The sequence below is a fragment of the Allocoprococcus comes genome, from assembly GCF_013300725.1.
In the GTDB taxonomy this organism is placed as follows: domain Bacteria; phylum Bacillota; class Clostridia; order Lachnospirales; family Lachnospiraceae; genus Allocoprococcus; species Allocoprococcus comes_A.
This window is the reverse complement of sequence record NZ_JAAIMM010000035.1, coordinates 1-25469: the sequence shown is the minus strand read 5'-3', so window position 1 is coordinate 25469 and position 25469 is coordinate 1. Positions and strand designations below refer to the sequence as shown.

The window sequence follows — 25469 nt, the reverse complement described above, 5'->3', positions numbered from 1 at the left end:
GTATAAAATTTTCAATGTTCTTTCAATTTAGCCTTGACTTTTTATTTGCAGGCTATTTATTTTATTACCCGGTCAACAACCTCTTTACTTGTCTTCAAATTTTTTTCTTAATTCCTGAATCAGTTCATAGTAATACCGGTGCTTCATCTCCGGAAATGCCTTAATAATTCTTCCCTGTCCAACAATTGTATGATTGGTTATAGAATTAGAAAGTTCATCAAATTCTCTTTGAAGTTCCATTTTCTTTTTGCGGAGTTTCTCAATGGACTGGTCTTTTTTCGTTCCAGCAGCTTCACGCAATTCCGCTTTTGCAAGAGCTGTCTGCACCTTTCCTTTTTCTATAACCTGTGCTGTATCTATTGTTGTATTTGCAACGGTATCACTGATTTTATCACTCACAATCCGCATATCTGAACGGATTTTATTCAATCTGGTAAGTTTCTTATTCAGTCCTTGTATAACAGCTACTGTTACGATAACATCTGCCAGATACACACAATATAAAATTGCCAGTACGATCCAGCCAAAAATCGAATCTGAATGTGCCGATGTATGGTTTTCCACATATTTCTGAAAAACTTTCACAACAAGCACAATTGCCAGTCCCCATATCAATGAAAATTCCAAACAGATATACCCATGAAAATTTAAAGGTTTATCTGAATAATCCCACCATCTCGCATGAAAACATACATCTAACAGCCATCCGGCTATTAACTCCACTACAGTCGCCAGAATAACTCCGAATAGAAATATCATGCCATCATTCATCTGATAACCACTGCTTTGCAGTGTATTTATCATAGCAAAAACAGATATTACTCCAAATCCATATACCGGGCATACAGGGCCATTCAGGAATCCTCTGTTTATAACCTTTCCCAAAGCTACTGCATGAAAGATTACTTCAACAATCCAGCCCCCAAAGGAATATATCAGAAAATACCAGCATATCTGATAGTATGTCATTCCACAAATCATGATTTTCCTCCCTTATAAGAAAAAGTAAAACTGCCATCAGCGGATAAAATGTGTCGCGATCCGCTCTTCCTTTTCCGGCAGTCCAAACTGTTCTTTACCAAGTGCAATGCTCTTCATCAGGAATGTCATATTTCTTGCAAGTGCACGCATCGTCTGCTTTCCTTCTCCATCCTGCTCGGCTTCTCCCGGTGTTCTTCCGTGGATACTGTTCCAGTACTGGCTGGATGCGACCGGCATTCCGGAAATGGTGAAGTATTTGTTCAGCTCATCAAATGTTGCAGAACATCCGCCACGTCTTGCACAGACAACGCTTGCTCCGACCTTCATGGTCTTGTCAAAATGACTGCTGCAGAATAACCGGTCAAGACAGGCGATCAGGGTTGCATTTGCAGATGCATAGTAAACCGGGCTTGCGACTACAAGACCATCTGCCGCTTCAAACTTCGGAGCCAGTTCATTGACTACATCATCAAAGACGCATTTGCCTTTTTCATAACAGGATCCACATGCGATACATCCACGGACTGCTTTATTGCCGATGACAACGGTCTCAACTTCTATTCCGTTTTCTTTGAAAATATTTTCCATTTCTTTTAATGCAACAGCTGTATTGCCATTTGCTTTCGGGCTTCCATTGATCATAAGTACTTTTAAATTCTCTTTCATGATAATCATTCTCCTTTTCTGACAATTTTCTGCGAGATTTATTATATCATGAATTACACCGTTTATCTAGTTCAGAAAACACCGCATTTCTGCGGTTTGTTCAGTTTTCACCGCTTGCGGTATATACCTAAATCCTACTCATTCAGTAACAAATTAGTAACAAATCAGGCATACAGTTCATTGACCTTCTGCTGTACCGCTGTAGGGCTGTAACCTGCTGCTTTCAGGCGGTCAATTCGGTCTTGACCGTTTCCCCATTTTCCAAGATAAACTTCTTTTGCAATGGCGGTCAGGTCTGTTGCAGCGTTGCCTTTCAGAATCGCATTGACTGCATTCTGTACTTCCTGATAGTTGTAACCTGCTGCTTCAAGTTTCTTCTGACGATCAGGGTTATTTCCCCAGTCACCATTGATAACTTCCCTTGCAACGTCCTGTACAGATTTTGAAGGTGTCGGTGCGCTTCCGTTTACCAGTGCATTTACAGCGTCCTGAACTTCCTGATAATTATATCCGGCTTTTTCAAGTGCTTCCTTTCTTGCCGGATTGTTACCCCATTCACCTGCATAAACCTCTTTTGCTACTTCCTGAACGGATTTCTTACCGGAAGGTTGCGGTGTAGTAGAACCACCTGCTACATAATGTGGTGTAATGAATCCTCTGATGTATCTGCCATTTACGGCAATTTCACGATAACCGACAGAATTTGACCTGTTAGCTTCAATGACTTTGATTGTCTTACCGTCACAAGATACTACAATACCCACATGATCACTCCAACCAGTACAATCTCCAATACCGTTATCATCCCAGTCATACAGAATTACATCACCAACATCAGGCACATAGGCATCATTTTCAACCCAAATACCTGCACTGATTGCAAGGTTAATCATTGCTTCACAAGAGCATTCCACACAAGGGAAGATGCTGACAAGTCCAACAGCAATGAATGCTGCTGATGTTCCTGTTGCACACCAAGCGTCATTGACTGTCATTTTATATCTTGTACACAATCCGCTGTCATTGAATACTTTCAGAATGGCTTTGTGTTCTGCACTGCCTTTTGCAATACCCTCATACTGTGCAAGCCAATTTCCCGGCTTCCGTCTGTCACTCATGTTATCACTCTTTTCATTGTCATACTTTGTAAGTTCGTACTGCTCAACCAAGTCCATGTTATTCTGAACGTATGTTGAACTTGTTGCATAACCGTCTGACTTGATTGTTTCAAGGTACGTCTTAGGGTCTGTGACTCCCTTAAGATTCTGATACCGGGATAACTGGATAAATTCAAAGTAACCCTTAACCCCTTCTTCCATCGAATCAAATACCCTGAAATTATCAGCAATAGTTGTCAACGTTCCCGGCTCATATTCTTCCTGTGTGGTCATGTTCACACTCTTACCAGTCCACTTTGTACCGCACTTAAGACCAAAATAGTTGTGATAGGTGGCAGCAAGTTTTGACTTGCCCCACCCACTTTCTAAGATTGCCTGTGCAATGATTGGACTGTGTACGCATATACCAAAAATTGCAGCATACTTTTTAACGTACACTGCAATCTGATCAATAAATTCCTGATTTGTCATAGTTGATCACCTCTTATTTCTTCGGTTCTGTATAAGTAAGTGCCTGATCACTGTCAGTAATACCCTTGGTTGTCGGGTCAGTCACCACACCAAGAATCACAAGAACCGCAAATACTGCATTGACCACATCAAGCAGTTTGTTACCAAGATCACCAAGATCAAGGGTATAACCAAATACTGCTGCAACAACCTGAATCAGCAGAAGTACAGCAGGAATCAGTGCAACCCAAAACGCTTTGTTTTTAATTCTCACAATCCAGTTAATATTTTTCATGTTTTATACCTCTTTCTTTTTCAAATGTAATTCTTCAATTTCATGCATCATTTTTGTGATCATCCCATTACCACCTAAAGCGTGGTAAGCATCATACATTTCCATAAAATTTTCATAAGCGTATGATGGAATGTCACCCAACATCATGTACTTATCGTGATATTCGATAAGTTGAACCCTAAGTAAAAGCATTGTACCTTTACTGTTTGCGTCCCTGTCTTTCTTCTGATTTTTCAGCAACCAAACCACATACCCCATAAGGGCAGTGACAATGATTGGTAAAACAATCGTGTACGTTGAATAAATAAATTGTTCCAATGGTCTGTTGTCCTTTCTGTACACAAAAACAACCGCTTCTGACGTTATATAATCGTCACATGGCGGTTGTTTTCGTGTATGTGATAATTTCCTTATTCCTGTGCAAGTGTGACTGTTCCGTCATCATTTACAACATACCCATCAGCAAGAAGAATCAGGTCAATATCTTCTTTAAACTGTGGGAACTTCTGAACTACTGTATTGTAATTCAGTTTGCGGTTTTCTAACCGTAATGCAAAATAAGCTGCCATAATATCACCCCTTTCCATCACTATGAATTAAACAAAATAAAATCAAGTGCTTCCTGTGTAACTTCCACTTGATTCTGTAGTGATTCATTTTTTTCTGCCTGAATTTTAATGTATTCATCCTTGTCATACTCGATAAGGTCAAATTCATATCCAGTAAATCCCGGCTGTCCGTCAGTTTCATCTTCGTTCACTTCCGTGATATTGGAACTGACAAATACTTTTGTTTCTGTCAGTTCCAGTTCTTCCGGTCTGACAGTGCTTTTCTGTTTTCCATAATCAATCATGCTGCATTCAATCCTTTCTTTGTGTTTGGTTTTATGTTGCGTATATAATAATCATCCGCATAAGGTAACAGCGGTACAACATACTTTTGATATAGCCGGAAAGTATCAGCATATTTCAACCAACCTTTGTAAGAATTGATTGAACACCACTCTGAATAGTTCATCATGTTCCCGGCTTCTACTTTGTTCCTGATAGCGGTCATTTTCTTTTCCATTTCCAAACAGGTGCTTTTTCTAAGTAATGTATACTTGTAAAATGTTCTGTACCCTAAGAAGTCAACACCTCTTATGTAAGATGGGAACACCTGCCAGTTTCCTTTTATATTCAATTTCAGTTCATTCCTGAAATAAATATCAATCTCTTTCTTCAAGGCAATCAGTTCTTCTTTCGTCTTGCCAAAAATAACTATATCGTCCATATAACGGAAGTAGTATTTAACGTGCTTCTGTTCTTTTATCCAGTGATCAAAACTTGAAAAATAATAGTTGCCTGAATACTGTGATAAGTAATTTCCTATCGGTATACCAGTTTCAGGGTCAATATCTTCTTCCAACAGATAGATTGCTGATAAGTCCTCGATCTCTGCTGTTTCAATGCTGTCAATGATTTCATTCAATAACCACAATAGTTCATTATCATTGAACATTCTTGAATACTTCTCTTTCAGAAGATCGTGGTTGATTGACTGATAATAATGTCTTGCGTCCAGTTTTAAACAATACTTGCATTCTTCCGGGTCATTCCACATTGCTGTTTGCAATTTTGTCAGACCCTTGTGTATACCTCTGTTTGGTATTGCTGAATAGGTATCAGCGGTTAAGTTATTGATGATACAGGGTTCAATGACCTGTAAGATAGCCCACTGACAAATTCTGTCAGGGAAATAAGGCAGTTTGTAAATCTTCCTTAACTTCTTACCGTCCTGTTTATAAAACACCTCATAATCAGATGTTTTGTAAGTGTGGTTGATAAGCATTTCCTGAATCTGTTTCAGGTACTTGTCAGGTTCTTTGTCAATCTCCTGAACTTCTCTGTACCAACCTTTTCCTTTCTTTGCGTGTTGGTGTGCTTTTCTTAAATTTTCAAGGTCATAAATCTTTTCATATAAGTGATCATAGCGTTTCATTCCTTGGTATTTGCATTGTCCGAATTTCAGTCGGCATTACTGCCCGGTAAATACGGTTGACCTTTCCTTATTGTTCGTAAGTAAGACGGTATTCCCGGTTGGGTTGTCTGCACCGTCTATTTTTCTGTTTTGCCTAAGTGGCATGGTTGAAAGAACTATACAGTTTATAGAAATAGCCGGATGTTTCCACCCGGCTATATTTTGCAATTATTAAGTGACACCTGATATTCCGATTACGATTACCAACACTGTTATTCAGATTCCAATAGAAACTGCCTGCATTATCCCAATTATTCCAATTACTGCCTAATTGAGCAATATATTTGTTTTTCATGGTGTTCATTACAGGTAATAACAAACAATATCAGAGATTCTTTCAACCTTATATTTGATTTTTAAGTTACATTTTAAGCTGCCATTTTCTGCTTCCATGCGGTGATATTTGCAGTATATACAGCTGAATCTTTTGTTGGAATAAGTACCAAGCGACACCCGACATTCCGATAACGAAAACCAACACCGTCATACAGATACCAACAGAAACCGCCCGCATGACCCCAAAAATTCCAATTACCGCCCAACCGAGCAACTCTATAACCATTGAGATTTACAGTAATATATGTGTAGTCACCAACAGGAAGTGAACTATTTCCAAGGCATTCAGAAGCAATAAATAACCAATCACAGGTTGTTGAATACCCCATTGCAGAAATATAACCGTTTGCATTAGTTACTGTAAAACCTGCTGCTTCATAGTTACCTGTATTCTTTGATTCAGCAAAGTTGAAGTCAGTACAAATGTAAGGCTGACCACCACCCATTTTTCCATTACCCCAAATATTGATACCATAAACAAACTTCCAAATGTTCCCCCAAGGGTTTTCTGTACCTCTCCAAGATACTACAACTCTTTCATTTGCCGTTTCAGTAGTTCTTGTATCACCTTTTGTATTGATTGTCTGTGTTGCTTTACCACTTCCATTACCAAGTTCTGATGTACTTCCGGTAAGTGATGAACAGTTATATGAACTATTATCTGATATACCTGCAACACCATAACCTACACCTGTCTGTGTATTCATCATACCAAGTTCAATGATCATCAACATTTGTCTTGCAGATACAGGTTTAATCAGATCACCATGCCATTCCACACCACGGTTCTGTGCAAGTGCTTCAATGTTCGGTCTTGTCAGATTTTGAGATAAACCAGATGCAGGTTTTACACCTGCGATTGAACAGAACTTGTCTGTACCAGTATTCATGACTTGTTCATCATTCATCAAGTAAGCACCGTTTCCATCACCACCGTCTGCATCCCAAATAGAACCTTCAAACGCAGAATCAAGAATATAGTCAATTTCATTCCCGGATGCATCATAAAAAGCAGGATGCAGTCTAAAACCTGCACGTGGTTTTTCTGACACATAGTAATTTGCTTTTCTTAAATGGTAACCAATGCCTGTATCAATAGGGTCATATTCCACCGGACACACCAAGTAATAAAACTTTGGTTGATATACCATAACCTGACCCATTGAACCATCTTCTTTGTAATCTGCATCACCGAACCATGCTACTATAGAACCATCATCTGCAACGTTAAATCTGAAAAGATGTACCTGTGAATGTACAGCAAGTTGATGATGAACTACCAATGCTTACATCTTTATCAGACCATAGTTTAATACTTTTATCAGAATAATTATAAAATCCTGCACTTTCATTAAATCTCAAATACCCCCACACATAAGTGTTTGCACCTACATGTAAGCCTTGTTTTTCTTTTCTATTATTTGCGTAATATATGAGTTTTACATAGTAACTACTTCCCGGTGAATCCTGATAACCCCAACCCATATAATCAGCACCATTTTGTAAGTCAAACATCACCCCCCTAAACGTAGAGTCACCAGTCCAACCGTTAGTACCAATTTTTCCGATTGTAGTACCTTTGTAGTAATACCATGCACCTGATGATGTCATTGACATTAACAGTGTGTTACTGTTTTGTGTCGTACTCTCATAAATACGCATTTCACCATATTCAAATTGAATATATTTACTGATACTATTCCATGCAATTTTTACCGCATAGGAATTTTGCTGAATCTTAGTTGATAATTCTGAACTGTTCAGCTTCTTCTTAACTTCTGATTCAATCGAATCTGTCTTGACTTTAATCTGTGCTGACGTTGAATAATTTTTCAACTTACCGTCAACATACTGTTCAGCTGTTTCCTTAGCAGATAACAGAATAGAATCTTTAGTATTTTTGATACTTGTTTCAACTTCACTTTTTGTATAGTACTTTTTCAACTCACCGTCAGTGTAATCTTCTGCATCCGATCTTGCTGATTCTTCTGCATCTGCTATTTCTTTTATAACCTGATTTCTGTAAGTAATATCAAGTTTTTCAGCAGATACCGAGCCACCAACCAATCTTTCACCAACAATCTGACCATCCATTGTGATGGCAGTCTTATACGTTCCGTTGTACCCGTTTGACGAATAACCAAGACCGTTCAGATTCCACCGCCACACCTTCCGGGCTGTATTCACATCGTTAGTGTCCATAATTAACTGTTCATTGGCTGTGGTAACCACATGACCATGAGTTGCTGCTGTAATCAGTGCTGTTGCCTGATCAACCGCCTGTTTTACTATTGCAGACGGTACAGGTGTTGTTTCAACTGCTTTTGATGCAGTATTTGAAATTTCTTGCACCCTTGACGTAAGACTTTTGTTTATTACAGTACCAAGTGTAAATTTACTACTTGATAGATTGTTAAGCTGTATTGACATTTTCGACAATGGGAAATACCGATCAAGTCCATGCAGTGAAGAATGTGCCTTGATTTTATCACCAAGTTTGAACTGTTCTATATCTGCATCAGTCCAATGCATATCAACAGCGTTTACTTCCAGTGTCATACTATCCCACTGATAATCAGCAATGTACTTATTTGCTTTATATAACAACATTTTTGGTGTTGTAACTTCATCCCAAGTAATAGTTTTGGTTATATAACCAAATTTCTTTGCAGCGTCCAAATTCACAAGTGAATCAGACCCATTATTTACACTTTCAATAGTCAACCGCTGTTCAAGTGCAGCTATTGGACTTTCTTCCAGTTTTGCACCAAGCGGAATAAATACTGTTGCAATATCTGACACATCTGTATTTCTGCTGAAATCAAGCAGATTTTCACCAAACTCAATACTTTGTGTACTTACATTGTCATAATCACTTATATAATCCAAATACGCTGTTCCATTGACATTCCTTACACGTAAATAACCGCCAAGATCATCAACCAAATCTTCCTTGATTTCTTTCATGGTACTGTTGTAATTCGTGTACCTGTACAATGAATCATTATTATCTGTTACCGTGACAATACCAACCTTGAACTGTCTATCTTTTTTTACCTGCTCATTGTGTGATGTAATCAGTGATTCTAAATAACCTCTGACGGTTATGTCATGATATTCAGCAGGTCTTTGTATACTATCATTCAGATATGCAAGCTGACCTTCACAAGTAAAATATTTACGATTATAAAAATCTATCTTACATTCTGTAATTCTGCCATTAAACACTTCTTCATCATCCTGAAATACCTGAATGCATGACAGCATTTTTTGCGGTAATTCATATTGTGGATGCTGTGGTGGCATCTTAAAACTAAAAGACCCTGCTTTGTTGACCTCTAAATCAAGTTTAGGGTCAATCAAAACAAGGTTTTCATCACGTAAATCATAAATAGGCAGTCCATCACATAATACTCTATACATTACAATGAACCCCCTCTATAACTGATCTTGACTGTACCGTTTCCTGTAAATGTTACATAATTATCACCTTCCTGCAAACGAATGTCATAAACTGTTGTTTCCCCGGCAGGTAAACTATAAGTATTACCTTCGTGTGTCACCTTCATAGCTGTTGAACAGGTAAATGTCGGTGAAACAATCTTGACACGATTAATCAGATTTACTTTTTTACTTCCGCTTACTTTCACTTCATTTACATGGATAATACCATTGACAAAACTGAACACATCCCATAACCACGGTTCGCTTGCTGAATTTGTTTCAATTTTGTACGGTTCAACATCACAATCAACTGTGATAATGGCAAGTGTACGATCTGTTTTGAATTTATTGATTGTACACCGTCCCCAGTAATAAAAAGTTTTATCAGCGTCCATAACAATACGCATCTTCTTACCATGCAGATAGTTGGAAAGATTGGAAAGTGTTGCAGTCCAATCTCTTGCACCATTTAACAGGGAAAAAGTAAATGATAACTTCCTGTTTTCAAACTTTACATCATCACCCAACGCATCAGTCAGATCAAGGTCACCATTGCGACCAATTACACTGACTGATTCTGTTTTAGGTGTAGGCAATCCGATTTCTTTTGAAGAAAGGATAAGCCCAAAATCTTCATAACTGTGTTTAATTCCAAAAGTCACACCTTGAATCATGGGCTTTTACCGTCCTTCCTTATCAAAAATTCTAACCAGTTCTTCATTCATTACCGGGGCAAGTTCACCTGCAAGCACTCCTGTATCTGTTACCAGTTTCAGGTTCGCAAGTTGTGGAATGAAAGGCATATAACTTTCAAGGATTGTAAGAATCCGGTCAAGTTTTTCCAGTAATGAAGCGTTTTCCTCATTGACTGCCACCCTGATCATATCCATAAGGCTCTGTGTTCCGACAACCGTTTCACTTCCGGCTTCACCACCTGCCAAGAACTGATTTGACTTAGCATTGTAACCGAAAATAGTCGGCTGATTCATGATCATACCATCATCCATTGCTTTCTTGTACCATTCAATACCAAAGTGCGGTACACTTGGCGGTGTCAGGCTGAAAGAACCACTAATTGAAATATGTGGTAATTTGAGTTTTGGAAATGACCACGAAAAATTGAAGAAACTTTTAATTCTGTTTATAGCGTTACTTACAATGTTTTTTGCACCTTCAAAGATGCTGCTGAACTTTTCCTTAATTGCACCAAGTACGTTCGATACTGTGGATTTTGCAGCATTCAGACCACTTGAAATAGTGGACTTCACACCGTTGATCACATTAGATACCGTTGACTTGATACTGTTCCAAACACTTGTAAAGGTTGATTTAATGCTGTTCAGTATACTTGAAATAGTAGACTTAATTGCATTGAACACACTGCTGATTACTGACTTAATCGAATTGATTACATTGGTTACAGTCGTTTTGATTACATTCCAAATATTTGTAATCGTGGTCTGAATTGCGTTCAGCACTGTAGAAATGGTTGATTTTATCGCATTCCATACAGTTGTAAATGTATTCTTGATACCTTCCAGTATCGGCTTAAGGAATGAAACAATGGCATTCCATACGGTTGTAATAGCCGTCTGAATGTTGTTGATTGCGGTTGATACCGCTGATTTTATAGCTTCCCAAATCGTTGTAAAGGTATTTTTAATACCATCTAAGATAGGGGTCAGGAATCCAACAATAGCATTCCAAATATTGCTGATAGTGGTTGAGATTGCATCAAGGGCTGTTGATACAGCGTTCTTGATAAACTCCCAAGCTGCAATGATATATTCCTTGCAGTTTTCCCATATAAACATCCAAGGCATTGTGATGATCTGAAATGCAGCACTGATAATTTCACCAATAAACATGATGGCAACCTGTACCGCATTCTTGATTGTTTCCCACACTGCACTTACAGTATCAGCTATTGCAGTAAACACATTGGTTACTGTTTCTTTTATGGCATCTATCTTTTCAGATATTGCCGTTTTGATGTTCTCCCAAGCCTGTTTGATTGAATCCACCAAACCTGTGAAGAATCCTTTGATTGCTTCAATGGCGGTGCTTACTGCTTCTTTTACAGATTCCCATGCAGTCTGTACCTTCTCCACCAATCCACTAAAAAAGCCTTTGATAGCGTCAATAACAGTACCAAAGACTTCCTTTATTTTTTCCCAAGCATTTGTGACTGCTTCTCTGAATCCATCATTGGTATTCCATAATGTGATCAGTGCAACCACAAGCCCTGCCACAAGAGTGACTATAAGAACTATAGGGTTAGCATTTAATGCAGCATTGAAAAGCCACTGTGCAATAGTAGCACCTTCGTTTGCTGTTTTGTATGTTGTCCATGCTGTTGTTATGGCACTAATCAATGATGATATCGCCATTGCAACCTTTAAGGTTACGAATCCGGCAGCAACTCCGGCTATAAGTGGTGACCAATCCTTGAACGTTTGAATAATCTTAGGTATATCTTCAATAAGACCACCTAGTTTTTCAAGGAAGTTTTCAACACCGTCCATTCCTTTTTCAAAGAATGTTGTAAAATCAATCTTTTGAATCCAGTCAAATACCCTTTGTAGGGCATCACCGACAGAGGTTGCAAACGCATCCCAATCAACGGTTTCCATCCAGTCTGACAACTGCTGTAAAAACCCCATAACAGTAGGTGCAAGTTTTGAACCTACTTTTGTAAGGATATTTTCAAACAATGCCTGCACTGAACCCCATGAACCTGATATTGTAGTACCTGCTTCAAGTGCTGTTGTTCCGGTTATACCTAAGTTATCCTGAATCTTGTGAATAGCTTCAATCATTTGGTCAAACGTTACGTTATCCAAACTTTCAATCTTTTCACCAAGTACACCTGAATCATTTATCAACCTAATCATTTCAGATTGTGTACCACCGTAACCAAGTTTCAGGTTATCCAACATTGTGTAATTCTGCTTTGCAAAACCCTGATAAGCGTCCTGTATCGAACCTATGTCAGTACCCATCTTGTTAGCATTATCTGACATATCAGTGATAGCAAGGTTTGTCAGTTCAACCGCTTTTGCAGTATCACCGCCAAGACCTTGAATCAGTGAAGCAGCAAATGACGTTGCAGTGTCCATATACTGATTTGAACTCATTCCGGCTGTCTTATATGCCTTTTCAGCATAATCAATTAGTTTACCGGAACTGTCTTTGAATAGTGTTTCAACACCACCAACTAACTGTTCATATTCAGCATAGTGACCAACCGCTGATTTTGTCACATCTGCCATTTTTTCAGCTAACTGTGTACATCCTGAAATTACTTTTGTGATTGCTGTAGATGCTAAATTCGCAAGCGTGGCTTTCCATGTTGTAAATCCACTGTCTGCATTCTTGGCAGCTTGTCCGGCATCTTCTACTGAATCACCTGCACCATCTGCCTTTTTATCAACATCTTCCAGTGTTTCAGCTGTGTCCTTTGCAGACTTTGAAACCTTTTCAATGTTGTTCACCGCATCAGCGTAATTGATCGTTATTTTTCCGACCAACGAAAAAATATCCAACGATTAGCCACCCCCTTTCAATGGTGGCACGAATCCATTTAAAATTTTATTTGCTTTTTCCACCTGTAACTTAATCTGTGCATTGTTCATTGTCGGTTCAGTTTGTTCAGTCTTTTCACCTTTCGGTGCTGTACCCATAAACCGCTGTTTAAATTCTTCAAAATTTCCAACATCATCAGCAAGTGGGTTTGCTGTGATCGCACAGTATAAGTCCCACTGTTTATCTTCATTGAGTCATATCGTGCTACAGATTTTTCTGTAATTGCTTCACGTGTTTCATCATCCATCACATACATATCATCTGACGGTGCTGCTGTTGCCTCTGCATAATTTGCAAATCCATCTGCACGTGACAGATATGTTACATTTCCTTTGGAATAAGCCTGGAACTGGTTAACTGCTACTGTCTCATCTAAAACTCTTGCATTTTCACTGTAATTACTGTCATCTGCAACACGGAATGTCTTTGCATCCACTACTGTATGCGAACAGAAAGCAGGCTGTCAAAGCCTGCTTTCATAAATGGTTGAAATTTCTGCACGAACTGCATTTTCCAGTGTAAAATCGATTTGAAAATTACTTCTTCTCATGGTTCCTGCTTTTCCGAAACTCATACAGCCGATGCAGAGTCTGGATACTTCGATGTCTGTATTGCCGATTTTTGTATATTCCATGAAAAAAGACCTCCTCTTTTTATAATGAACTGTTTGTGCTACGTCATAGTTCTATTATAAAAAGCGGAGGCGTGTTATGTCTAATACTTATAATGTATCTTTAATTATGCTTTTTGATTATAATTTTCTTTTTCATATTTTTGCTTTACTGCGCGATCAATAAATGATAATATTTTTCAATATAATGCATTTAACCGGGAAGTCGGAAAGGTATGCCGTCATCTACTCTAATCCTGTTAGAAAGGGTGACGCTTATGAGTACATATGAAGAATTCATGGTAATATTAACCGTGGCGCTACTCATCGTAGCAATTCTGAATTATAAAAAATAAGTAAGCTACCTTGTCTCTTGGCCGAGTAAGTAGCTTACTTATTTTCAAAATTTGTAACTATTAACTTTTTACCGGAGCAGATAGGCTTCATCTATCGTCCGACTTTCCTGTTAAGTGTATTATAAGGCACATATATAAATTTGTCAAATATACAAAAATAGTGCAACAGCAACGCTGCTACACTATCCATAAAGTGGAGAATACGAGATTCGAACTCGTGACCTCCTGCTTGCAAGGCAGGCGCTCTCCCAACTGAGCTAATCCCCCATGACGTTTACGACTTATTTAAATTATCACAAACGTCCGTTTTTGTCAACTGTATTTATAAAACTTTTCGCCCATTCACCGTCAGCTTAAATGTTGTTCCCAGCACTTCCGCTGACTTTCTGCAAAGCATCATTCTTTCCAGAAAAATCTCGAAGTAATCATACATGGAACAGATATTTTCATCAATCTGAAGGTTGAGTGCAATAACCGACTTATCTTTTGCGATCTTAAGTTTTGAATCTGTAACTGCATAATTGACGCGATCATGAATATCAAAAGCGGATTGCTCTTTTGGGCGTACCCGGCTTCTTCTTACATCTGTTTTATCAGCTATGATGAGAGCCGCAGATATCACATCTTCCGGATCCCCGGTTGATTCATCATGGTTCCCGATTGCCGACATCACCGTGATCCTGTCTTCCAGAGACATATCCGTATCCTTCAGCAGATCATTTGCAAGGAGCGCCCCATATTCTGCGTGATGGGTTCTGTTAATGGCATTTCCGATATCGTGCATATACCCTGCAATTTTAACAAGCTCTACTTCATGTTCCGAATATCCGAACCGCTCCAGGATTTTTCCTGCCTGATGTGCCACCTGAACGCAGTGTGCCTGCGAATGATCCGTAAATCCAAGCAGTCCCAAATTTGCATTTCCTTTTTCCAGATATGCATTGATTTCCTTATTTTTTAGTATTTCCTTGTATTTCAAATATTCTATTGCCTCTTTCATTTTCTAAAGTCGCTTTACGGCATCCATTGCAAGTATGGATCTCTCACATTCATCTGCTGACAACGTTATCTGCCAGCAAAGTGGGCTATCCATCATATGTTTCGCCGCATAACTTAATCCATTTGTTCTTTCGTCCAAAAATGGTCTGTCTATCTGCTGCGGATCTCCCAACAAGATGATTTTTGTTCCGTGACCGGCTCTTGTGATGATTCCCTTTACCTGATTTGGCGTCATATTCTGTGCTTCATCAATGATCAGATATGTCTTTGCGATGGATCGCCCACGGATAAAATTGAGTGCTTCTGTCCGGATGATTCCTCTTTCAAATACTTCCGCTACTTTGTCTGTCAACTCGTCCTCATCTTCATACCGTTTACTCTCATCAGAATCCAGAATCTGCTCCAGATTATCGATGACCGGTCGCATAAGCGGTGCTATTTTTTCATTCTCATCACCCGGCAAGAATCCGATATCGTCATCAAACTGGGCATTTGGTCTGCATACGATCACTCTCCGGTATTCCTTCGTCGGATTGTTATAAACCTTTTCCATTCCAACCGCAAGTGAATAAAAAGTCTTTGCGGTGCCCGCCATTCCCTTGATAATAACCAGAGGTGCTGTTTCTGCATCAGCCATCAGTGCTTCCTGCATAAAATACTGTCCTACATTTCTCGGGGATACCCCATACGGTTTGCTCTTTTTATAAGCCAAAGGAACAACTTTATTTCCGGCCACCCTTCCAAGCAATGTCTTTTTCGCAGACTGATCCGGTGTTAATATCACAAATTCATTTTCATGAAGCTCTGGAAGAAACTGATTTCCCTCCGCATCACTTTGATACAGATTTTCCGTGGAAATCCCTTTCTTTTTGAATTCCTTGACCATTTCTTCCGGTATATAAAGCTCTGTTCTTCCGGTATACTGTGCATCATCGGCGGAAATCTGTTCCGTTTCAAAATCTTCCGCTTTGATTCCTAAAATTTGTGCTTTCAGCCGCAAAACAATATCCTTCGTAACCAGCACGACCTGATCTGCTTTTTTATCATCCATCAGACCTTTGCATACTTTCAATATTCTATTATCCGGTTTATCATCCGGAAGATCCGGCGGAAGCTCTACCTTCACATAGTTTTTTTCAACACGCAGACATCCTCCGCCCGGAAGCTCTACTCCCTGTAACAGATCTCCTCTGTGCCTGTATTCTTCCAGCTTTCGCACAGCTGCTCTGGCATTCGCACCTTTCTCTCCTTCCGCCTTTTTCAGACCATCCAGTTCTTCCAATACGACCAGAGGAAGAACCAGATGATTATCTTCAAAGCACTCCAGTGCGTACGGTGCCTGAATCAGTACATTGGTGTCTATTACATAGGTTTTTATCATAGATACGAACACTCCTTTTCCGACAATTGTCCTTCTTTACAGACTCATCGTAGCATGTTCGTGATCACGGTACTATCTTGTTTCTATCATATCTGTATAAAATCAAAGTAAAAACAGATTGTTTTATACCGTCTTTTTCTCCGCATTTTTATATGCAGTTTCATAGAAAAGTTCCTGTGAATCCAATTTTGTGGAATTGATCTTTCGATCCACATATGTACCGTCCGAGGTTAACTCTTTTCCTTTTTCGTCATCCTTCATCATTGTATCGAACATTTCATCCAGTCGTGCACGCAGGGTATCGTCCAGGACCGGAGCTGCAACCTCCACACGTCTGATGGTATTTCTTGTCATGAAATCAGCGGATGCGATGTAGATTTTTTCTCTCTCCGGCGTTCCGAAACGATAAATACGGGAATGCTCCAGGAATCTTCCTACGATGCTGACTATCTTGATATTTTCTGTATATCCCGGAATTCCCGGAATCAGACAGCAGATTCCACGTACTACCATCTCAATCTTCACACCAGCCTGTGACGCTTCTACCAGTTTTTCAATGATGACTTTATCCGTCAGGGAATTGATCTTGATTCCAACATAAGCATCTTCCCCCTTCTTCGCATGGCAAATCTCATCATCGATCATAGCAAGTACTTTATTCTGAAGACACTTCGGTGCCACCAGAAGGACATGTGTTTCTTCGATGGTTTCACCGCGCAGCAGACATGCAAATACTTCTGCCGCTTCTTTTCCGATTTCCTGCTTTGCTGTAATCAGTGACAGGTCTGTATATAAAGTAGAAGTCTTTTCATTATAGTTACCGGTTCCGATCTGCGTAATATATTCCAGACCTTTCTCTGTCTTTCTGGTGATCAGGCAAAGTTTTGAATGTACCTTGAATCCATTCAGTCCATAAATTACACGGCATCCGGCTTCTTCCAGCTTTCTGGAGTATTCAATATTGCTTTCCTCATCAAATCTTGCTCGAAGTTCTACAAGTACTACAACCTCTTTTCCATTTTCTGCCGCTTCAACCAGTGCATCCACAACCTGACTACGGACAGCCAGACGATACAACGTCATTTTAATGGATACGACAGAATCATCTCTTGCTGCCTCATAAAGCAGATTAGTGAAAGATTTGATATTTTCAAAAGGATAAGATAAAAGTACATCTTTCTGCTCGATCTGGGCAATCAGGCTCTGTTTATCATTCAACTGCGGTGTCATTCGAGGGCTTCTTTTCTGATAGAAAAGATTCTCTTTTGCTGTTCCCTGCATTCTCAGATAATTCTGAATTGCAAATACAAAGGATAAATCCAACGGTACTCTTGATAAGAATACATGCTCTTTATCCATATGGATATATTTGCAGATTTCCGCAATCAGCTTTTTATTGATCTTTCTGGAGAATTCCATGCGGACAGGATTCATACGTTTTCTCTGCTTTACCAGATTTTCCATGGCGTCTCTGTAATCCATGTCTTCATCATAAATGGTTTCTGTATCAATATCCGCATTTCTCGTAATTCGCAGGAGAGATTTTTCTTTGATTTCATATTTTTTAAATAATTTCGGCAGGAAATGAAGGATCAGTTCTTCCGAAAGCATAAAGGTTCCCGGTCTGGTCGGGATATCGATCAGGCGCTTAAACACGTTATTACTGCACGGAATGATCGCAGTTTTTGTCTTTCCACCCTTCGTTGCAAGCAGTGCAACCGCATAGATCTCTTTATTCTGTAAGAATGGAAACGGCTGCTGTTTGCTGATGATATTCGCAGACAGATATGGTGCAATTTCATTATCAAAGTAAGTTTCCAGTAATTCCCCTTCTTTTCCGGAAAGCTTGTTGAAATTGATAATCCGGATCCCCTGCGGCTCCAATTCGCCCATGAGCTGTTCATAGATCATTGCTTTTTTTATATCCAGCTCCCTCGTAGCTTCAATAATTGCTTTCACCTGCTCTTCGCTGGTCATATTTGTTTTATTTTCACGTACAACTTCAGAAGATTCCATCTGATCCATCAAGGTTCCCACCCGCACCATATAGAATTCATCCAGATTAGACTGGTAAATTGATGCAAAGGTAAGACGCTCTGCAAGCGGTACTCTTGGATTTCCTGCTTCATTCAGCACTCTTTCATTAAATTTTAACCACGACAATTCACGATTCATCATATATGGTTCTGATTTCATTGTTTTCTTCTTCATTTGGTATCTCCTTTTCGTGATTTCTGTTAGTTTCTTTTTCTTAGCATTTAGTTCCGATTATACATCTGCGGTTCGGATCTATCTATCATTGCCATGTGTTTTCTTTGTAAAATCAATGTAAAATCTGCGTGCCCTGTTCCTTCATCTTTTTGCGATATACACTTGGTGACATCCGGTACCGCTCCTTAAATACCCGGTTAAATGTCCGCTGACTTTCAAATCCGCTGTCCAGACAAATCTCAATAATTGAATCCGTTGTATTTTCCAGCTTCGCACAGGCATAACGAAGTCTGGTATCATTCAGATACTGATTGAAATTACTGTGAAATGTCCCGGAAAAAACTCTCGAAACTGCATACTTGCTGACTCCGATCTCCTGTGCCATCTTATCCAGTGTCACATTTTCCCGGAAATGCCCGGATATATATGCCACCGTCTGATAAATCAGATCGTCACTTCCGATTTTGGATTTTTCATCCAATTCCAAAAGCGGAATACAACGCGCCAGAACGATCTGTAAATAAGCCTGCAGGATCAGAAATTCTTCCTCATTAGTAAGCATCATCCGGCACAAGGCATATGCAACCTCTTCATCTAATTCTCTGCCTTTAAGGACGGGATAGACCGGTGCATATTTCTGCAGTGCCTCACTGAAAAATCCAAGATTATCCGGAATCAAATTCACACAATACACCTTATGTGCGTCCTCTCCAAATACCTGATAGTGATGGATCACATCCGGAAATACAATTCCCAGATCCCCTGTTTCCAGATGATACAACTCCTGTCCAATCCCAAGCTCTAAAGTGCCTTCGGTCACATAGATCATCTCCAAGGTGCTGTGCAGATGCGGTCCTGCATGCCTGGCTCTTTTTTGTATGGTTTGTATTTTCCGATTCGTATTTTTATAATGTAAATACATAGCCTTTCCTCTTTGATCATGTGGTTTTTTTATTTTATTATATAGCATTTTTGCAAGATTTGTCTACTTTTTCATCAGATTTGGCAAGCATATATCCGCTTTTCAAGCTATAATGACCACATAAAGAAAAGAAAGGAGAGAACAAATCATGAAAGAAAGAATGATTAAAAAAATCAAAGATTATATGCATGAAGTGATCGAATTTTATGCTGCGAATTATCTGTATCTCGAAGCAATGAACCGTCACTAAAAAAGGACCTGCGGGCTTGCAAGGTCCTTTTTTTGTATCTAAATTTATCATTTTGTAATAGATGATATTTTCTATTTTACAGAAAACCTTACTTCCTCATAATCTCGCCAAAGATGCGTTCTTGTAGGAATCATCATCTGTTACTTCTTTGATCACTTTCAGGAATTTCGGCATATAATTCCCGATCGATAATCTTAGGTCATCTTCATTTCAATACTTTGCGATATCCCAAATATCCTGAAATCACACCGAACAAAATTCCTCCAAGAACATCTGTCGGATAATGTACATACAGGTACAACCTCGATATTGCGATCAGACATGCCAGCACAAGCGCAAATTTCCAAATCTTCTTTTCACCTGCCAGGTACAAAGCTGTTACCGAAGCAAACGAAGCTGCCGTATGTCCAGACGGAAAAGAATAATCATGAAGCTTTGCTACCAGAAGGTGTACACCTGTATTCACATCATATGGCCTTGTCCGTGCTACAAGATTTTTCAGGACAATATTGCAGAGTAATACATCTACTATTAAAGCAGCCACCATAACCACGCCGCTTTTTCTCGTTTTAGGAATCAGAAGCAATACTATGCTCAACACAATCCATATAATTCCTGCATCCCCAAGTCTTGTGATAAATACCATGATTTTATTCAGAAAAGGCGTATGCAACGTCTGGAGCCAATCCAAAATACTTAATTCAATATTCATAAGTTTTCTCCTGCTTTCTTCATCAGTATTTTTACTTTTCTATAGAATAACATAGATTACTGAGAAAAAGTCATTTTAAAAAATATTTCTTGGTCAGTAACAGCATATTAACTTTTTTCTCATAGTTGCTTGTGATAAACTATAATTAAGTATCATGCGAATGCTTACAGGGAGGCAATATATGAATTATAAATTTATACCGGATTCCATTAAAATTGATGATAGTATTCCTTTAAATTACAGTTTAGACGAATTTTTAGAATTACAAATTTCTTACAAACAATCTTTTGAAAAAATTCTAACGGACATTGTTGATTTTGCATATTTTGACAATTGGGTAAAAAATAATATTAATGATTTACCTATAGTTAATGATAAAGAAGCAAATTTTTATCGTAAATTTTCAACCTTAAATAGTGATTATATATACTTAAGAAATAATATTCACATTGAAAAACTTGATTTTAAAGAATTAAATGAACTTAGAAGTAACGTCAATAAAGATTTTTTGCTTAGAACATATAAAAAAGTTTTGTTTGAAGATGGCAATTACACTTTCTTTGGTTCTGCTACAGAAATGAATTTAGTTGCATCCAAAAGCCTGGTTTTTGAATTTGCATTTGACGCAAAAGAATGTGTTACATTAGACATATACAACTTTTACAACCACTATAAAGAAAACATATTGGAATTTATTGCAAAACTAATAGCAGATGCTCTTAATTGTAATGTTTCGCTGCATAGATATTCAGCAATTCCTGAATTATTTTCTACCGAAGATAATAAAGAGAGCATAAAATCATCATATCTCGGATAGCCGGACTTGCCTATCCACCTGTCAGTATATGGTTCAATTATAGGATTCAAAATGATTTTATGAAAGAATAGATTCTCAGAAAAGAAGAATTGAAATTCGACGGTTTTCAATTCTTTTTTTCCATATCCATGCAGATTGATTACAGCATACAAAAAGTCCCTGCAAATATTACACATGCAACGATCGTGCCACTGAAAAATTCCTTCACTGTATGCCTTTTTTCAACTCAACAGATGCCCAGAATTCTGCCAGATATAACAGCAGACAGATTAGCGTCACATAGCTACTAAATTAGATATCAAAAGTTATAAGCATCTTTGTAGATATATCATATCAATAAGTTGAATACCACACTCAAATATTGGATGATCATAATGATCGATGAAGAAATTAGGGATGCAATGAGAGCGTGTAAAACCACATTTCTCATAAAACGGAACAGTCAATGCACTATCTCCTGTTCCTACTTGCATAACAGAGTATTTACCAGTATATCTGCGAATCAAAAAGTCAATTAGAGCTTTTCCGTATCCGCAGCCTTGATATTCTGGCTTTACTGCAATATTCTTGATTTCAAGAATCCTATTTCCCTCATTGGTAACGACGCACTCTGCTTTCACGCCATTATCATCAAGCACATACATGATTCCTTTTTCAAGATAGCGACGAATCATATCTTCCTGCTCATCTGCCAGAAATAATAAGTCTATATAATGCATCTTATCGTCAATGATCTCTTTGATTACCATATTTCGCCTCCATAACTTCTTCAGCCATTTCGATTAACGCTTTATTATATTCTACCCTATCACGCTCGCACCAAATGGCATGAAAGAGAGTCTTGCCATCTTGAAAAACTGCTTTCCAAATGGAATTCCGATAATTGTAATACACCATATGCGTCCTGCAAAAACCCAAGCCAGACCGCCCAGTAATCCTCCAAATATAAACCAAAGGATATTACCTATAGTTCTCATGACAACACCTCTCCTTATCCAATGTCTAATATTCTTTTGCAATTTTCTCTGTTACCATACCGGAACGACTGAAAGATTTGAGAGTCGCAGAAAAAAGAATATCATTACATGAATTGTCTGATGCTACTGGCATCCCGAGTTCCACACTCGGCAATTATGAGAAAGATAAAAATGTAGATATGTCACTTGGCAATCTACTGACGCTAGCAGACTTCTATCATGTAAGCACCGATTGCCCACTGCCTGAATCTTGTTGCAATCACTGATTTAATTCGGTATCCAAGAGATATAATCATATCTAAATTGTAATAAGTAACATTATATGTTTTTCCATCATCTGCAGTTGTTCGGAATTTCCGAACAACTGAATCCTTATCCAATTCCCCTTCTTCGAATATATGCTTTATATGTTCACTTATATTTGATTTACTGCATTGATATAATTCAGTAAGCTGCTGTTGTGTCAGCCACACTGTATCATCTTCTATTTTAACTTCTATATTTGTCTGCCCATCATCAGTCTGATATATAAGTATTTCCCCATATTCATCAGTTCCAATTTTATCTGCCATAAGCACCTCTCCAATCCATTACTTCTTAGTTATGAAATGTGAACACATATGTTCACTATTGTCTCAACCAAATCTTATCATCATTCCAACGTAAGCGCTTAATTTTTAGGTATGATAGAAAAATCCCCGACTACTTTTCAGTAGCCGGAGCACCTTGACAATTCACATATGATTGATTTGATTCGTTTGCACGACGTTCGATCTCAGCTTTGACAGTTTCGTTCCATGGCGCCAGAAGTTCTAATTCATCATCACTCATCCTATCATCAGGCAGTTTTTCCAGCAGATAGGTAAGATAGTGATAGACGTTTACTCCATTGGCTTTTGCCATTTCTACCATTGTGTACACAATAGCGCTGGCCTGGGCTCCGTTTGGTGTGTCACAGAACAGCCAGTTTTTACGGCCTACTGTAAACGGACGAATCGCATTTTCACTGAGATTATTAGAAAAACTGCAGCGGCCGTCTTCCAGATAGGTGGACAGATAGGAGCGGCGATTCTGAATGTAAGTGACAGCTTTATCCATTCTGCTTCCACGGATAGGGCTTTGCTGATCAAGCCACGACAAAAAGCCTTCTACTACCGGCTTTTCTTTTTCAAGACGAGCCTTTTTGATAGCATCGAAGGAAGAATACTTTGATCTGATCACATCTTCCAGGTGGAAGAGCTGGTTAATGTACAGCATTCCCTGTACGGATGGCTGGGTATAATCCAGAGCCTTTCCTTTGGGAATGGCATCTGTCAGATATCTTCTGATGTGTGCCCAGCAGGCTGTGCGCTTGGCATCTGGAACTTTATTGTATCCACTATAGCCATCACACATCAGATACCCCTTGAAGCCGTGAAGAAAATCTACGGCATTATCCCCGGCTCGGGTCTCCGAGTATTTATAGAGGATAATAGGTGGTCCTCCGTCTTCACCGCTGCGGAACAGCCACATATATGACTTGGTCTGTGCACGGCGTTCCGGTTCATGCAAAACCTGAAGTGGCGTTTCATCTGCCATCGCGAATCCACGTTCCAGAAGTTTCCTGTGGAAGTATTCGTACATAGGAAGAAAAAACGCTTCAGAATTCCGGATCACCCAGTTTGCCATAGTAGCTCTGGTGATCTCCACGCCATACTGTTTCCAGTCCTTTTCCTGACGGTAGTATGGGAGACTATTACAAAACTTCTGGTACATTACCCAGGCAACCGTTCCTGCAGAAGCCATTCCATAAAGCATATGAGATCTGCCATCTTTTCCTTTTTTGATGACCGGAATATCCTGAAGCCTGCACTGCGGGCACTCATAGCTCTTACTGTAGTATTCATATACTTTCAGTTTTGCCGGTACAAAAACCAGTTCCCGGCGGACAAACTCCTCCCCGATTTCTTTCAGTGGGGTACCACAGACAGGACAGAGTTTCTCTTTCTCAGAAAGTTCCAGATACTTTTTTTCAACAGGAACTCCCTTAAAACGCTCCGCATCTGTAGCTCTTGCTTTTCGTTTTTTTGCTGTTTTTTCCGGAAGGAGTGCTTCAAGATCCTCTGCTTTTGCAGCTTCTGGATCCTGTTCCAGTTCCGCCTCATTGAAAAAGTTTAACTGGCCTGGAATATCGAGGGCCCTTTTTTCGCTGGAGGTGCCAAACAGTTTTTTACGGAGAAGGTCTATCTCTTCTTTCAGATTATCCCGCTCTTGGGTGAGAGCCTCTTCCCGTTTATTGGCAGCATCGACAGTTGCCTGGAGTGTTTTTATCATCTTTTTGAGATCGCTTATCATGTCCTTCAGCTCACGGAGCTGGATATCTTTGGAACTGTCTGCCACTGCTTTTTCCTCCTGTTTCTGATGTTTCCATTATATCAGAAAACAGTGGTTTTTCCCAGCAGCGGATTTACCAGGACTTGAAAGTGCCGAAAATACAGCAAAAAACAAGAGTTTTATGTGCATCTTTTTACGTTGCCTTGATCGCTTTGGGCTGCTCAATATCAATGCCAGACATCAGCCAGTCGAACTCCCGCCATGTAAGATTCCGGACTTCAGATTTATTCCTGGGCCATCGGTAAGATCCCTGGGCGGTCAGTCTTTTGTAGATCATAACGATCCCGTCAGGCTCTTTTAAAATAGCCTTGATGCGGTCGCATTTACGACCGCAGAAAAGAAAAAGTGCATGGTCAATCTCCATCGAAAACTGTTCCTGGATGATCGCACACAATCCATCAATGGACTTGCGCATATCTGTTCTGCCACAGACGATATAGATCGCATCAACACTTGAGATGTCCGCTAACATAACGACTCCTTCAGCGTATCCATAAGCAGCTTCAGAAGTAACGGTTTGATCTCATTACTCATTCGTATAAGCAATCCGTCTGCTTCGATTTCAATCGTATGTGAATTGTCAAGGTGCATAGGTCTGTTTCCAGTATCTGGGATCAGTCCCACCGGAGAAGACTCTGGTTCTATAGCAATCTGGACTACATCCTGTTTATGGGATGTAAGGTCAAGAGTGCTGGCTTTTCCAACTGGATCCGGTATCTGACAGGCTTTTTTGCGGAGACGGGTAACTGCATTGTAAAAACAGCTGGGAGATATCCCATGCTCATTACACCATGCAGCATCTGTCAGGCCGCTTTGTCTGCATTCGGTTACCAGTTCCATCCATTCGTCCAGGGAACGCCCTGGAGCACGTTTCTTACTCATAATGAAACCTCCAAATGTAGTAAATTTCTATCTCCTGTTATGAAGTGACTTTTGTCAAGAGTTAATTTTAAGAAATTTTTCTCAA

At 39.2% G+C, this 25469-nt stretch carries 27 protein-coding genes and 1 tRNA gene; 2 read left to right on the top strand and 26 right to left on the bottom strand.

Translation table 11 applies throughout. From position 1 onward, the window contains the following. Positions 1-84 precede the first annotated feature (84 nt). The 20 genes from G4407_RS14800 to G4407_RS14705 form a co-directional block, all read right to left on the bottom strand. On the bottom strand, positions 85-981 hold the full coding sequence (locus G4407_RS14800; RefSeq protein ID WP_173689511.1) for a putative ABC transporter permease: 897 nt from the start codon (positions 979-981) through the stop codon (positions 85-87). Between the two features lie 36 nt (positions 982-1017). Then, complete coding sequence (locus G4407_RS14795) at positions 1018-1647, bottom strand: flavodoxin family protein (protein WP_173689510.1); 630 nt, start codon at positions 1645-1647, stop codon at positions 1018-1020. A gap of 164 nt (positions 1648-1811) precedes the next feature. Then, a complete protein-coding gene (locus G4407_RS14790; protein ID WP_243868864.1) occupies positions 1812-3236 on the bottom strand; it encodes a glucosaminidase domain-containing protein in 1425 nt (474 codons plus the stop codon). 13 nt (positions 3237-3249) lie between these two features. Next, on the bottom strand, positions 3250-3510 hold the full coding sequence (locus tag G4407_RS14785) for a phage holin (protein WP_173689509.1): 261 nt from the start codon (positions 3508-3510) through the stop codon (positions 3250-3252). A 3-nt stretch (positions 3511-3513) separates the two neighbouring features. Continuing rightward, positions 3514-3828 (bottom strand): hypothetical protein, encoded by a 315-nt coding sequence (locus G4407_RS14780; RefSeq protein ID WP_243868863.1) that lies wholly within the window; start codon positions 3826-3828, stop codon positions 3514-3516. 92 nt (positions 3829-3920) lie between these two features. Continuing rightward, complete coding sequence (locus tag G4407_RS14775; RefSeq protein WP_173689508.1) at positions 3921-4079, bottom strand: hypothetical protein; 159 nt, start codon at positions 4077-4079, stop codon at positions 3921-3923. Between the two features lie 20 nt (positions 4080-4099). Beyond that, on the bottom strand, positions 4100-4363 hold the full coding sequence (locus tag G4407_RS14770) for a hypothetical protein (RefSeq protein ID WP_173689507.1): 264 nt from the start codon (positions 4361-4363) through the stop codon (positions 4100-4102). Further along, positions 4360-5490, bottom strand: a complete 1131-nt coding sequence (locus tag G4407_RS14765) for an RNA-directed DNA polymerase (protein ID WP_173689506.1) — start codon at positions 5488-5490, stop codon at positions 4360-4362. The genes G4407_RS14770 and G4407_RS14765 overlap by 4 nt, the downstream gene beginning before the upstream one ends. A gap of 407 nt (positions 5491-5897) precedes the next feature. Next, positions 5898-7148 (bottom strand): hypothetical protein, encoded by a 1251-nt coding sequence (locus tag G4407_RS14760; RefSeq protein ID WP_173689505.1) that lies wholly within the window; start codon positions 7146-7148, stop codon positions 5898-5900. Continuing rightward, positions 7093-9288 carry a phage tail protein gene (locus G4407_RS14755; protein ID WP_173689504.1) on the bottom strand — a complete coding sequence of 732 codons (2196 nt, stop codon included), beginning with the start codon at positions 9286-9288 and terminating at the stop codon, positions 7093-7095. The genes G4407_RS14760 and G4407_RS14755 overlap by 56 nt, the downstream gene beginning before the upstream one ends. Beyond that, entirely contained in the window at positions 9288-9983 is a 696-nt protein-coding gene (locus G4407_RS14750; protein ID WP_118177834.1) for a mtfA protein, read from the bottom strand. Before G4407_RS14750 ends, G4407_RS14755 begins: the two co-directional genes overlap by 1 nt. A 6-nt stretch (positions 9984-9989) precedes the next feature. Next, complete coding sequence (locus G4407_RS14745; protein ID WP_173689503.1) at positions 9990-12854, bottom strand: phage tail protein; 2865 nt, start codon at positions 12852-12854, stop codon at positions 9990-9992. A gap of 86 nt (positions 12855-12940) precedes the next feature. Beyond that, on the bottom strand, positions 12941-13330 hold the full coding sequence (locus G4407_RS14740; protein WP_173689502.1) for a hypothetical protein: 390 nt from the start codon (positions 13328-13330) through the stop codon (positions 12941-12943). Between the two features lie 27 nt (positions 13331-13357). Continuing rightward, complete coding sequence (locus G4407_RS16605) at positions 13358-13528, bottom strand: hypothetical protein (protein ID WP_173689490.1); 171 nt, start codon at positions 13526-13528, stop codon at positions 13358-13360. A 526-nt stretch (positions 13529-14054) separates the two neighbouring features. Then, positions 14055-14127 (bottom strand) — tRNA-Ala (locus G4407_RS14730). 55 nt (positions 14128-14182) lie between these two features. Beyond that, positions 14183-14860, bottom strand: coding sequence for an HD domain-containing protein (locus G4407_RS14725; RefSeq protein ID WP_173689501.1), 678 nt, complete (start codon positions 14858-14860; stop codon positions 14183-14185). 3 nt (positions 14861-14863) lie between these two features. Then, entirely contained in the window at positions 14864-16240 is a 1377-nt protein-coding gene (locus G4407_RS14720; protein WP_173689500.1) for a PhoH family protein, read from the bottom strand. A 123-nt stretch (positions 16241-16363) separates the two neighbouring features. Then, the gene (gene ppk1 / locus G4407_RS14715) at positions 16364-18451 is read right to left on the bottom strand and encodes a polyphosphate kinase 1 (RefSeq protein WP_173689499.1); all 2088 of its coding nucleotides are present in this window, start codon (positions 18449-18451) and stop codon (positions 16364-16366) included. Between the two features lie 112 nt (positions 18452-18563). Further along, complete coding sequence (locus tag G4407_RS14710; protein ID WP_173689498.1) at positions 18564-19373, bottom strand: helix-turn-helix domain-containing protein; 810 nt, start codon at positions 19371-19373, stop codon at positions 18564-18566. Between the two features lie 455 nt (positions 19374-19828). After that, positions 19829-20335 carry a phosphatase PAP2 family protein gene (locus G4407_RS14705; RefSeq protein ID WP_173689497.1) on the bottom strand — a complete coding sequence of 169 codons (507 nt, stop codon included), beginning with the start codon at positions 20333-20335 and terminating at the stop codon, positions 19829-19831. A gap of 181 nt (positions 20336-20516) precedes the next feature. On the opposite strand from G4407_RS14705, the gene G4407_RS14700 reads away from it, so the two are divergent. Further along, positions 20517-21152, top strand: coding sequence for a hypothetical protein (locus tag G4407_RS14700; protein WP_173689496.1), 636 nt, complete (start codon positions 20517-20519; stop codon positions 21150-21152). Positions 21153-21457: 305 nt separating this feature from the next. On the opposite strand, the gene G4407_RS14695 is transcribed toward G4407_RS14700, so the two are convergent. Both G4407_RS14695 and G4407_RS14690 read right to left on the bottom strand, forming a co-directional pair. Next, the gene (locus G4407_RS14695; RefSeq protein ID WP_173689495.1) at positions 21458-21901 is read right to left on the bottom strand and encodes a GNAT family N-acetyltransferase; all 444 of its coding nucleotides are present in this window, start codon (positions 21899-21901) and stop codon (positions 21458-21460) included. A gap of 51 nt (positions 21902-21952) precedes the next feature. Next, on the bottom strand, positions 21953-22129 hold the full coding sequence (locus G4407_RS14690) for a YccF domain-containing protein (RefSeq protein ID WP_173689494.1): 177 nt from the start codon (positions 22127-22129) through the stop codon (positions 21953-21955). Positions 22130-22206: 77 nt separating this feature from the next. Here G4407_RS14690 and G4407_RS17200 point away from each other — a divergent pair, with 77 nt between their 5' ends. Further along, entirely contained in the window at positions 22207-22395 is a 189-nt protein-coding gene (locus tag G4407_RS17200) for a helix-turn-helix domain-containing protein (RefSeq protein WP_173689493.1), read from the top strand. Here G4407_RS17200 and G4407_RS14680 read toward each other — a convergent pair. The 4 genes from G4407_RS14680 to tnpA form a co-directional block, all read right to left on the bottom strand. Then, positions 22333-22701 carry a virulence RhuM family protein gene (locus G4407_RS14680; RefSeq protein ID WP_201856680.1) on the bottom strand — a complete coding sequence of 123 codons (369 nt, stop codon included), beginning with the start codon at positions 22699-22701 and terminating at the stop codon, positions 22333-22335. The genes G4407_RS17200 and G4407_RS14680 overlap by 63 nt on opposite strands. 130 nt (positions 22702-22831) lie before the next feature. Beyond that, a complete protein-coding gene (tnpC, locus tag G4407_RS14675; RefSeq protein ID WP_173689492.1) occupies positions 22832-24508 on the bottom strand; it encodes an IS66 family transposase in 1677 nt (558 codons plus the stop codon). Between the two features lie 127 nt (positions 24509-24635). After that, on the bottom strand, positions 24636-24974 hold the full coding sequence (tnpB, locus tag G4407_RS14670; RefSeq protein WP_117689872.1) for an IS66 family insertion sequence element accessory protein TnpB: 339 nt from the start codon (positions 24972-24974) through the stop codon (positions 24636-24638). Next, positions 24968-25384 (bottom strand): IS66 family insertion sequence element accessory protein TnpA, encoded by a 417-nt coding sequence (gene tnpA, locus G4407_RS14665; protein WP_173689491.1) that lies wholly within the window; start codon positions 25382-25384, stop codon positions 24968-24970. The genes tnpB and tnpA overlap by 7 nt, the downstream gene beginning before the upstream one ends. Between the last annotated feature and the right edge of the window lie 85 nt (positions 25385-25469).

Excerpts from the sequence above, each read along its gene's own strand:
- G4407_RS14750 (WP_118177834.1), bottom strand. The coding sequence starts at position 9,983 with ATGATTCAAGGTGTGACTTTTGGAATTAAACACAGTTATGAAGATTTT.
- G4407_RS14765 (WP_173689506.1), bottom strand. The coding sequence starts at position 5,490 with ATGAAACGCTATGATCACTTATATGAAAAGATTTATGACCTTGAAAAT.
- G4407_RS14800 (WP_173689511.1), bottom strand. The coding sequence starts at position 981 with ATGATTTGTGGAATGACATACTATCAGATATGCTGGTATTTTCTGATA.
- G4407_RS14720 (WP_173689500.1), bottom strand. The coding sequence starts at position 16,240 with ATGATAAAAACCTATGTAATAGACACCAATGTACTGATTCAGGCACCG.
- G4407_RS14710 (WP_173689498.1), bottom strand. The coding sequence starts at position 19,373 with ATGTATTTACATTATAAAAATACGAATCGGAAAATACAAACCATACAA.
- tnpB (WP_117689872.1), bottom strand. The coding sequence starts at position 24,974 with ATGTTAGCGGACATCTCAAGTGTTGATGCGATCTATATCGTCTGTGGC.
- tnpA (WP_173689491.1), bottom strand. The coding sequence starts at position 25,384 with ATGAGTAAGAAACGTGCTCCAGGGCGTTCCCTGGACGAATGGATGGAA.
- G4407_RS14770 (WP_173689507.1), bottom strand. The coding sequence starts at position 4,363 with ATGATTGATTATGGAAAACAGAAAAGCACTGTCAGACCGGAAGAACTG.
- G4407_RS14705 (WP_173689497.1), bottom strand. The coding sequence starts at position 20,335 with ATGAATATTGAATTAAGTATTTTGGATTGGCTCCAGACGTTGCATACG.
- G4407_RS14680 (WP_201856680.1), bottom strand. The coding sequence starts at position 22,701 with ATGGCAGATAAAATTGGAACTGATGAATATGGGGAAATACTTATATAT.
- G4407_RS14690 (WP_173689494.1), bottom strand. The coding sequence starts at position 22,129 with ATGAGAACTATAGGTAATATCCTTTGGTTTATATTTGGAGGATTACTG.
- G4407_RS16605 (WP_173689490.1), bottom strand. The coding sequence starts at position 13,528 with ATGGAATATACAAAAATCGGCAATACAGACATCGAAGTATCCAGACTC.
- G4407_RS14700 (WP_173689496.1), top strand. The coding sequence starts at position 20,517 with ATGAATTATAAATTTATACCGGATTCCATTAAAATTGATGATAGTATT.
- G4407_RS14775 (WP_173689508.1), bottom strand. The coding sequence starts at position 4,079 with ATGGCAGCTTATTTTGCATTACGGTTAGAAAACCGCAAACTGAATTAC.
- ppk1 (WP_173689499.1), bottom strand. The coding sequence starts at position 18,451 with ATGAAGAAGAAAACAATGAAATCAGAACCATATATGATGAATCGTGAA.
- G4407_RS14795 (WP_173689510.1), bottom strand. The coding sequence starts at position 1,647 with ATGAAAGAGAATTTAAAAGTACTTATGATCAATGGAAGCCCGAAAGCA.
- G4407_RS14785 (WP_173689509.1), bottom strand. The coding sequence starts at position 3,510 with ATGAAAAATATTAACTGGATTGTGAGAATTAAAAACAAAGCGTTTTGG.
- G4407_RS14755 (WP_173689504.1), bottom strand. The coding sequence starts at position 9,288 with ATGTATAGAGTATTATGTGATGGACTGCCTATTTATGATTTACGTGAT.
- G4407_RS14695 (WP_173689495.1), bottom strand. The coding sequence starts at position 21,901 with ATGGTAATCAAAGAGATCATTGACGATAAGATGCATTATATAGACTTA.
- G4407_RS14725 (WP_173689501.1), bottom strand. The coding sequence starts at position 14,860 with ATGAAAGAGGCAATAGAATATTTGAAATACAAGGAAATACTAAAAAAT.
- G4407_RS14790 (WP_243868864.1), bottom strand. The coding sequence starts at position 3,236 with ATGACAAATCAGGAATTTATTGATCAGATTGCAGTGTACGTTAAAAAG.